This window comes from Guyparkeria sp., assembly GCF_046545975.1.
Classification (GTDB): domain Bacteria; phylum Pseudomonadota; class Gammaproteobacteria; order Halothiobacillales; family Halothiobacillaceae; genus Guyparkeria.
In genome coordinates this window covers 1-8,897 of record NZ_JBKGYT010000072.1, presented here as the reverse complement: position 1 = coordinate 8,897, position 8,897 = coordinate 1, and the positions used below count along the sequence as shown (strand labels likewise).

6 protein-coding genes are annotated in these 8,897 nt (G+C 67.0%); all 6 read right to left on the bottom strand.

Going from position 1 to position 8,897, the window contains the following annotated elements; all coding sequences use genetic code 11:
• Positions 1–95: 95 nt before the first annotated feature.
• Positions 96–1,547, bottom strand: a complete 1,452-nt coding sequence (locus ACLFMY_RS07245) for a substrate-binding periplasmic protein (RefSeq protein ID WP_410763945.1) — start codon at positions 1,545–1,547, stop codon at positions 96–98.
• Between the two features lie 277 nt (positions 1,548–1,824).
• Entirely contained in the window at positions 1,825–2,664 is an 840-nt protein-coding gene (locus ACLFMY_RS07240) for a CbbQ/NirQ/NorQ/GpvN family protein (RefSeq protein WP_410763944.1), read from the bottom strand.
• Between the two features lie 65 nt (positions 2,665–2,729).
• Positions 2,730–3,056 carry a P-II family nitrogen regulator gene (locus tag ACLFMY_RS07235; RefSeq protein WP_372592505.1) on the bottom strand — a complete coding sequence of 109 codons (327 nt, stop codon included), beginning with the start codon at positions 3,054–3,056 and terminating at the stop codon, positions 2,730–2,732.
• Complete coding sequence (locus ACLFMY_RS07230; RefSeq protein WP_410763943.1) at positions 3,053–6,190, bottom strand: DUF2309 domain-containing protein; 3,138 nt, start codon at positions 6,188–6,190, stop codon at positions 3,053–3,055. The genes ACLFMY_RS07235 and ACLFMY_RS07230 overlap by 4 nt, the downstream gene beginning before the upstream one ends.
• Positions 6,187–6,939 carry a hypothetical protein gene (locus ACLFMY_RS07225; protein WP_410763941.1) on the bottom strand — a complete coding sequence of 251 codons (753 nt, stop codon included), beginning with the start codon at positions 6,937–6,939 and terminating at the stop codon, positions 6,187–6,189. Before ACLFMY_RS07225 ends, ACLFMY_RS07230 begins: the two co-directional genes overlap by 4 nt.
• A 1-nt stretch (position 6,940) precedes the next feature.
• A complete protein-coding gene (locus ACLFMY_RS07220) occupies positions 6,941–8,623 on the bottom strand; it encodes an NADH-quinone oxidoreductase subunit L (RefSeq protein ID WP_410763940.1) in 1,683 nt (560 codons plus the stop codon).
• Positions 8,624–8,897: the final 274 nt, after the last annotated feature.

The following is an 8,897-nucleotide window of genomic DNA, read 5'->3' as shown; positions in this document are numbered from 1 at the left end:
AACGCGGCGACCGCCGAGTCGAGGGTGTCGCGCATGTCCGGGTCGTCGGTGATCGAACGGACCACGTTGATGGAGCAGGGGGATGCGGCGGTCTCTCATCGTTCCGGGAAGTAGCGTTCCCGAATGGTGTCCAGCCTGCCGTCGGCCTCGATCGCGTCGAGCGCCTCGCGCCATTGGCGGACGGTCCGTTCCGGGGTGTCCCGGGAGATGGCGATGTAGTAGTCGGTGGTCAGCACCGTCAGCAGGGGCTTCAGATCGGCCATCCGATAGCCGGCCTGTGCCACGATGTTCGGTGCGGTGCTGTCGGTGAGGATGGTGAGCTCGGCGTCGCCTTCCATCACGGCACGCACGGCGTCGACCGGTTCGGGGCGGCTTTCCAGGTTGGTGAAGTCGGCGTCCTGCAGGTGTTGCTCGGTGAACCAGTCACTGGTGGTGGCGATGGTGTCCACGTCGCGGGCGGCGTCCAGGTCGTCGAGGCTCAGGTCGCTGCCCGCTTTCGCGTAGAGGATGGCCTTGTTGGTGCCGACCGGGCCCACCCAGTGGAACATGTCCTCGCGTTCCGGGGTGCGCTCGGCACTGAAGAGCACCACGTCGGGATGGACGCGGGCCATTTGATAGGCGTTGTCCCAGGTGGTCAGGCGGATGGGGGCGTCGATGGCCAGCCGGTCGGTGATCTCGCGGACCACGTCGGTGACGAAGCCGGTGGCCCGGCCGTTCTTCCGGTAGGTGAGCGGCGGATAGTCCTCGGTCACCAGCTGGACGGTCCCGGGCGGGTGGCTGTCGGGCAGCCACTGGCGGTAGATGGACGTGAAGCGGCCGTCTGCCTTCATGTCGTCCAGTGCTGCCTGCCAGCGCGCGACGCGCTCGCCGGCCACGTCCGGGGAGAAGGCCAGGTAGGTCAGGTCGGTGGACAGGGTGAAGACCGGCTCGACCGTGTCGCTGTCCGCACCGAGCTCCGCCAGCAGTCGCGGCAGGGCGACGTTGCTGGCGGCCAGGAGCGTGGTCTCGCCGTCGAGCAGGCTCTGCACGGCCGCACGTTCATCGTCGTGGCGGACGAGATTGTCGAAGTCCTTTTCTTCGAGCTGTTCCTCGCTGTAATAGTCGGTCACCGTGGCGATACCCTCCGCCCGGCGGGCATCGGCGAGGTTGTTCACGCGGATTGCCGCATCCGACAGGGCATAGAGGCTGGTGTCCACCGCGCCGATGGGGCCGACCCACTGCAACGCCTTCTTCCGCTTCTCGGTCATCGCGGTGCTGTAGAGCGCCGTGTCGGGGCCGCGGGTCGCCGCACGGTAGCCGTCATCCCAGCGGGTCAGCTCGTAGCGGGGCGATTCGCCCACCGCGTCGGCCATCGCCCGGACGATGGCGGTGGCCTGGCCGGTGATTTGCCCGTCCTCCCGGTAGTTGAGCGGCGGGTAGTCCTCGGTGAGGATGGTCAGCTGCTCGTCGGGCGGGCCGCTGTCAGCCCGGACCTCGTTCGCCTGGACCGTGCCGGCCAGAAGGAAGGCCGCGATCATCGGCAGAAGGGAGCGGAAAACGGGATGCATGCGGGGCCCTCGTCCATGGGTTTCCGAAAGATGTCTTGCAAGCAATAGTCCGCGGGGGCCGGGGTTGCAACGTGAATCCGGTACCGTTCCGCCACAACAGGAGCTCACGTGGGCCGTCCAACGGCCTGGCAAGTCCGCCACGGTCAGGGCTCCGTGAGGGGACAGCTAAAGCCGGTCCGGGGCAAAGACATGCCTGCCCTTCAATGGTCGATTCCTCCGGAAACAGAAACGCCCAGCCGATTGGCTGGGCGTTTGTCGTTGGGAACGGCGTTCCTCCTTACGAGAAGAACGCGCTGACCGCCGAGTCGAGGGTGTCGCGCATGTCCGGGTCGTCGGTGATCGGACGGACCAGGGTCATGGAGCAGGCGTCGCGCGGGTCGACGCCCTTGGCGATCAGCTGGCCTGCGTAGACCAGCAGGCGGGTGGAGATGCCCTCGTCCAGGCCGTGGCCCTTGAGGTTGCGCGCCCGCTGGGCGATCTCGACCAGCTTGCCGGCGGTGTCGCGGTCGACCCCGGTCTCGTGGGCGAGGATCTCGGTCTCGGTCTCCGGGTCCGGGTAGTCGAAGTCGAGCGCGCCGAAGCGCTGCTTGGTCGACTGCTTCAGGTCCTTCATCAGGTTCTGGTAGCCCGGGTTGTAGGAGATGACGATCTGGAAGTCGGGGTGCGCCTCGACGAGCTCGCCCTTCTTCTCCAGTGGCAGGACCCGGCGGTGGTCGGTCAGCGGGTGAATGACGACCGTGGTGTCCTGGCGTGCCTCGACGATCTCGTCGAGGTAGCAGATCGCGCCCATGCGCGCGGCCATCGTCAGCGGGCCGTCCTGCCAGCGGGTGCCGTCCTTGTCCAGGAGGTAGCGGCCGACCAGGTCGGAGGCGGTCATGTCCTCGTTGCAGGCCACGCTGATCAGCGGGCGCTGCAGCTTCCAGGCCATGTACTCGACGAAGCGGGTCTTGCCCGAGCCGGTCGGGCCCTTGAGCATCATCGGCATGCGGGCCTTGTAGGCGGCCTCGTAGAGATTCACCTCGTCGTGGACCGTACGGTAGTAGGGCTCGGTCTTGATGCGGTACTCGTCGGGGTTGGCACCGCTCGAGTCGGTTTGTGGTGTCTGGTCAAACAGCATGTTGCACTCTCGAATTCTGGGTGGATGTCGGTGTCGGGGGCGCGCCGGTCAGTCGGGTGGCGCGCTCAACCCTTGAACTTCACCAGGCGGCTGACCTGGATGTCGGAGATGAAGACCACGCCGCTGTGCTTGTTGAAGAAGGGCGTGAAGCCCTCGAGGATCGGCTCGACCAGTTCCTCGGGTACCGCGGCGATGATCATGATAAGCACCTCGTCCTCGTTGAACATCAGGTGGCCTTCGTGAAAGCCCTGGCTGCCCTTGCCGGAGAGATTGCCGATGATGGTGTAGCCCTTCACGCCGGCGCGGTCGAGCAGGTCGGTGGCGAAGGCCTGGTGCTCGCCCTCGAGGATGATCTCGAGCTTCTTCAGCGGTTTTAGGTTCAGGTTGTTCATGCAGGGATCTCCTCCGCAGCAGGTTGATCGGTCGCGTCATGCCCGGCGGTGGGCAGGGGCTCCTCCCGCCACTCGCCGTCGACGAATCGGTGCAGTCGGCCGGTCTCGGGATCGAGGATCACCATCAGCACCCAGCCGTTGGTCACCAGGCTCTTGACCTTGGATACGCCATCGATCGCCGCGCGGGCGTGTTCGAACGGGGCCTCGATGACCGTGAGCAGCCGGATGGGGTCATGGTACGGCAAGCCGTCGAAAAGCACCGTCTGCGAGGGCAGGCCGGTACGCAGGTCGGAAAGGTTGCCGGTGATCACGCCGAGACGGCAGGCCACGTTGTGGTAGGCCTTGCTGCCGGAGCCGTAGTGCTCGTTGTCGACCGCCGAGAAGTAGTGCTCCATGTTGATCCACTGGCCGACGACCAGCGGGCCGGTGAGGATGCTCTCGAGCAGCCGGCCCTTGGGGTCGACCCGGTAGTCGTAGGACTGCAGGAAGGTGCGGCCTTCCAGGTCGGTCGCCTCGGTGAGGTGGCGTCGCCCGATGATGAACCCGGCGTTGCGCGCCAGCCCCCACTCGGGGCGCACCTGGGTCCAGTCGACGGTGTTGCGCCGGATCCGTCGCGCGGCCTTGACCGCGTCGAGCGTCGGGTCGACGTCCGGATCGAGCGTCTGCAGCCGCTCGGCGGCGGTCCGGCGCATCGCCGCGCGCAGACCGTTGCGCAGCCGCTCGAGGTAGACCAGATGGCTGGCCGGCAGCAGGTCGAGGTCGTGCAGCTTGATCTCGTCCGAGGTGGTGTTGTGGAACGCCGGCAGGAACCAGGCATCGTCGGGGATGTCGATGCCTTCCTTGCGCAGTCGGCGGCGCACCTCCGGCTTGTTGCCCATGTGGGCCAGTACCCGGGCGCTCACCAGCCCGTGACTGCCGCCGCAGGCGCCGCAGTCGAGGGCGGACTCGTAGGGGTTGTTGTCCGACTGGCTGCCGTGGCCGGTGAGGATGACGAAGCGCGAGAATTGCTCGGTCAGGCCGATCGAGCGCAGGGCCTGGGCGACGAAGTAGGTCTGCTCGTCGAGCGAGAAGCCGATCCGGCCAAGACGCTCGAGCTGCATCTGCGCGTAGGAGCGGTTGATGCGGTAGTCGCCCTGCAGGGTCTTGATGAACTTGGCTTCGGCGGTCTCGCTCAGGGCGAAGTCGCGGGCGAAACGGGTGGGGCCGACGTGCTTTTCCATCGCCGCCTCGCGCAACTCGCGGACCATCGAGTCGGTGATCGACTCGCGCTCGATGCCGAACTCCTGGTGGATCGCCTTGACGATGATCACGCGCTGCAGGGCGCGGACCACCGAGTCGGCCTGCTCACGCGTGAGCTTGTCGACCATCAGGCGGGTCGAGGGCTTGTCCGACTCGATCTTGTGGCGCCAGCGGTTGTAGGCGGACGGCGCGATGGTCTTGCCGATCATGTCGAAGCCGAACAGCAGCCCGATCGCCTCGACGGTGAAGTAGGGCGAGAGCACCGAGTGCTTGAGATCGTGCAGCACGTGCTCGGCCGAGGAGTAGAGGTCGGTGTCGATCCGCTCAGCGCCCGTGGCGACTTCCAGCACCAGGTTCTTGGGCGTGACCACCACCGGGCATAGATGATCCTCGCTGCCCTTGCCCAGCGCGATCAGGCTGACCGGCACGCCGAAGAAGCCGGCGATGCCGTAGGTCTGGTAGTCGCCGATGGTCTCGAGCTGGCGACGGATGCGCTCGGAGCGCACGTCGATGCAGAACAGCATCTGGGCGAAGGGGCGCTTCTCGCGCGGTTCGGCGGCGGTCAGGCGCAGCTTGCCGAGCATCGAGCGACGGTAGGTCGCCTCCATGGCCTCCAGCCAGAGCATGCCCTCACGCTTCTCGAAGGCGGCCAGCTCGTCGAGCACCTCGGCCAGCCGCGATTCGTCGAGCTCGCGGAAGATCGACGGCGTGCCGGCCAGTTCGGCGAGCTCGTCGAGCGCCCGGGCCTGCCGCTCGCCCTCGGCGCGACGCTTGGCCGGCAGGTAGCGGGACAGCACCTCGGCGACCCGCGCGGGGCGCCCGCGGGCGACCACGTCCTCGATCGCCTCAGCCTGGGCCGGAAGCACGTCGCCGGTGAACAGCTCGTGGCGCAGGTAGCATTCGGCCGGGCGTTCGGTGATCAGCGCCTCGAGCGCTTCACGGTTGCCGGGCATCTTTCGCCGTCGGGCGTGCTCGCGGATCAGGGCCAGGGCCAGCACCAGTCGAATGGCAAGGAAGTCGACCAGGTCAGCCGGATGTTCCTTGGACCAGTGGTAGTGGCTCGCCGTCGACCGCCAGCGGATGAAGCCCGCCCAGCCGTGCATGTGAGTCAGTTCGCGCACGATCAGGTCCTGCCACACCGACTCCGGGATACCCAGTTCGTCGAGGATGTAGGCGATGATCCCCTCCGGGGTCTCGCTCTGCACCAGGATCTTCTGGATGTGCAGACCGCGCAGGAACAGGCGCAGGTTGCGACGCGCCAGTGCGCTCCAGGCGGTGAACAGGCCCTGTTCACGCCCCGGCATCTGCCAGGCCGACTGGCCCTCGTCGAAGAAGTCGAGACAGGTCTTGATCAGCAGTTCGTCGAGTGTCTCGCCGATGCGCGTGTCGAACAGGAGGTCGAGCGCCTCGTAGAGGGGGCGCTCGGCGGGGAAGCATCCCCGCAGGCGATCGGCCAGCGTCTCGACGTCCATGGGCGCCTGCTCGCTGGCAGGCTGGCGTTGCAGGGCCCTGGCGACGTCATCGACGTCGGCCACGGTGCGCTTGGTGATCACCGGCTCGCGCCGTTCGGTCAGCAGCGTGCACAGCAGGTCCTGACCGCCGATCTCCCGCAGCGCCGGCCGCTCGGCCAGGGCCTCGGCAACCCGCTCCTCGATGGTGTCGCGGTCGAGGCGTCCCTCGGTGTGCAGCCGCTGGTAGTCGGCGCGGGGCAGGAAGCCGCGGCCGTGGAACAGCGCCTTGCCCTGCTCGATCGCCTCGGGGAAGGGGAGGTCCTCCAGCCCGTGCAGCGGGTTGTGGTGGATGAAGGTGCGCATCGGCCAGAAATTCGGGATCGGCTCGGCGGCCATGTGCACCATCGAGCGGATCTTCAGTCCGCGTCCGAGGGGAAGGGTCATACAGCACCTCCAGTCCAGAGCAGTCCGGCAGCCACGATCACCACGATCAGTCCGGAGACCAGCCAGGTGGTCGAAACGGGCAGGTCGGCGGCGATGGGGCCGCTGCGTGGGCCGAATACCGTGCCCTGCAGCAGGCGAGCGCCGGCCCAGCTCCACAAGAGCCAGGTCAGCAGGGTAGCGATCGCGACCGGCAGCGTCGCGCCGCCCAGCACGGCCAGCAGGGCGAAGAAGCCGGGAAACAGCGGCAGGGCCATCGCCGCGAGCGTGGCGATCACGATCACGCCCGACAGCCTCGGGAGATCGCGGGCAAGCCCGCCGTGCAGTCCGGTGTAGGCGGCTTCCAGGCGTCGGGCCATGGCATCGCGCACCAGCAGCATCAGCACCGGGGCGACCGTCAGCGCCAGGGTGAAGGCCACCAGGTCGGCCTCGGCCGGTACCTGCATGACGAACAGCCAGACCAGCGGCCAGGCCGAGCTGGCCAGCATGGCCGCCCAGCGGCCGACCTCGCGGACGGTCAGCATCCGGAAGGCGTAGAAGATCGCGCTCAGGCTCGCCCAGATCGCCAGCACCGGCCCGGCGGGCGCGAGATCGCCCCACAGGATCAGGAACACGCCGATCTGCGGCCAGACGATGAACAGTGCCAGTCGCGCCAGCGGATTCCGGACGCGGGCGGCCAGGCGGTTGAACACGAGGCTGGCCGGGAACAGCGGCAGGAAGAACGCCGCGAGGATGATCAGCAGACCGGTCATATCAACTCCACTTCAACCAGACATTCAGGCGCTTGGAGAGGTCAAGCAGCGTGACCGTCATGCGGTCGTAGACGTCGGCGACGTAGAACTCCCGCGAGAACAGCGAGTACAGCGTCAGCCGGGTGTTGCCGTGGCCCTCGTCGATGCGCTGGCGGCGCACGTTGGTGAGATACGCCCCCATCCAGCCGAGCACCACGATCAGCGCCAGCAGGACCACCAGCATGTCGAAGGTGACCTTGTCGATGCCCGCGGCGGTGTAGAGCGCGTCACGGAAGGCGGCATCCGGGTAGAGGAAGTTCTCGAAGGTATGACCGACGAAGCTGTAGCCGACCACGATCAATGCAAACGAGAGGATGATCAGCGCCATCATCCGGATCGGGTTCTCCGTGTCGAGACGGTGCGTGGCGAACAGCACCTGCACGCCGGTGATCCAGCCGAAGAACAAGAGCACGATCGCGCCCTGCTTCTGGAAGAAGTCCTCGGCCACCCAGGCATGGGCCATCACGAGGATGGCCAGCGGCACGATCAGCGTGACCGCGCCGATGATCAGCCAGGGCAGGCGCGCCGGGGCGGACTTGCGCTCGACCAGGAAGTCGTAGAGGGGATCGTTGGGCACGCCGTCGTGCTTGCGCGCCGCGCCGATGACATTGCCCGCGCCGAGGAACATGGTGCCCTTGAACAGGCCGTGGGCGATCAGGTGGAAGATCGCCAGCGCGAAGGCGCCCGCGCCAGTCTCCATGATCATGAAGCCCATCTGGCCCATGGTGGAGTAGCCGAGCGACTTCTTGATGTCGTTCTGCGTGAGCATCAGCACCGAGCCGATCAGCGCGGTGACCAGGCCCACCACGAACAGCAGGTGCAGGATCTCGCCGCTGTGGACGAACACCGGCGCGAAGCGGTTGATGATGATCCCGCCGGCGTTGACGATGCCCGCGTGCATCAGGGCCGAGACCGGCGTGGGGCCTTCCATGGTGTAGGGCAGCCAAGTGTGCAGCGGGAACTGGGCCGACTTGGCGAAGGCCGACAGGGCGACGAGGAAGGCCACGGTGCCCGTGACCGGCAGGTCCAGGAACGTGCGCACCTCAGGCGTCTCGGCGATGCGCGCGAACAGGGTCGGGAAGTCGAGTGCGCCGTAGGCCTGGAACAGGATCACGGCGGCGAGCACCAGCGGCAGGTCACCCAGCCGGTAGGTGATGAACGTCCAGAAGGCGTAGCGCTGCGCGGTCGGCGGCTCGGTGTTGTGCGCGAGCAGGAAGTAGAGCATCACGCCGATCAGGTGCCAGGCGATCAGCAGGGTGATCAGGTCGCCGGCCATGACCATCAGCAGGATCGAGCCGGTCATCAGGTCGAGCAGCATGAAGAAGCGCCCGTAACCGGGCTCCTCGACCATGTAGCGAATGGAGTAGACGTGCACCACCAGGCTGATGGCGGAAACCACCAGCGCCATGATGGCGCTCAGCGGATCGAGCTGCAGGCTGCCCCAGCCATTGGCGAGCCCCATCCATTGCGGGCCGGTGTCGCCGGCGATGTAGGCGGCCAACTGGAAGGCCGCGATCACCACCACGACCAGGTTGAGCCCGACGCTGAGTCGCGCGACCCGCTTGCCCATCCGGCCACCGAGCAGGTGCACCAGCAGCGCTGCAAGGAAGGGCAGCAGGGGTATCAGCCATTGCAGTTCGATCATCGTCTCATCCTTTCCGGTACCGCCGGCCGGTGGCCGGGCCGTTCATTCCCGTTTATCGAATGCGACCCCGGCCCGTGAGCGGCAGGATGAGCCAGACAGGGGCGGGACGGGGCCAGTGGGCGCCGCAAGCGCCGTGGTTTCGTGTTCGTTACTTGGTCATCGACAGGTACAGCGCCGGGAGCTTCTCGGGCAGGCGCGAGACGTGGTCGAGCACCATGTAGTTCTTCGGCCCGAACACGCGCGAGACGTAGTCGTCGGCATTGGGGTCGAGTGT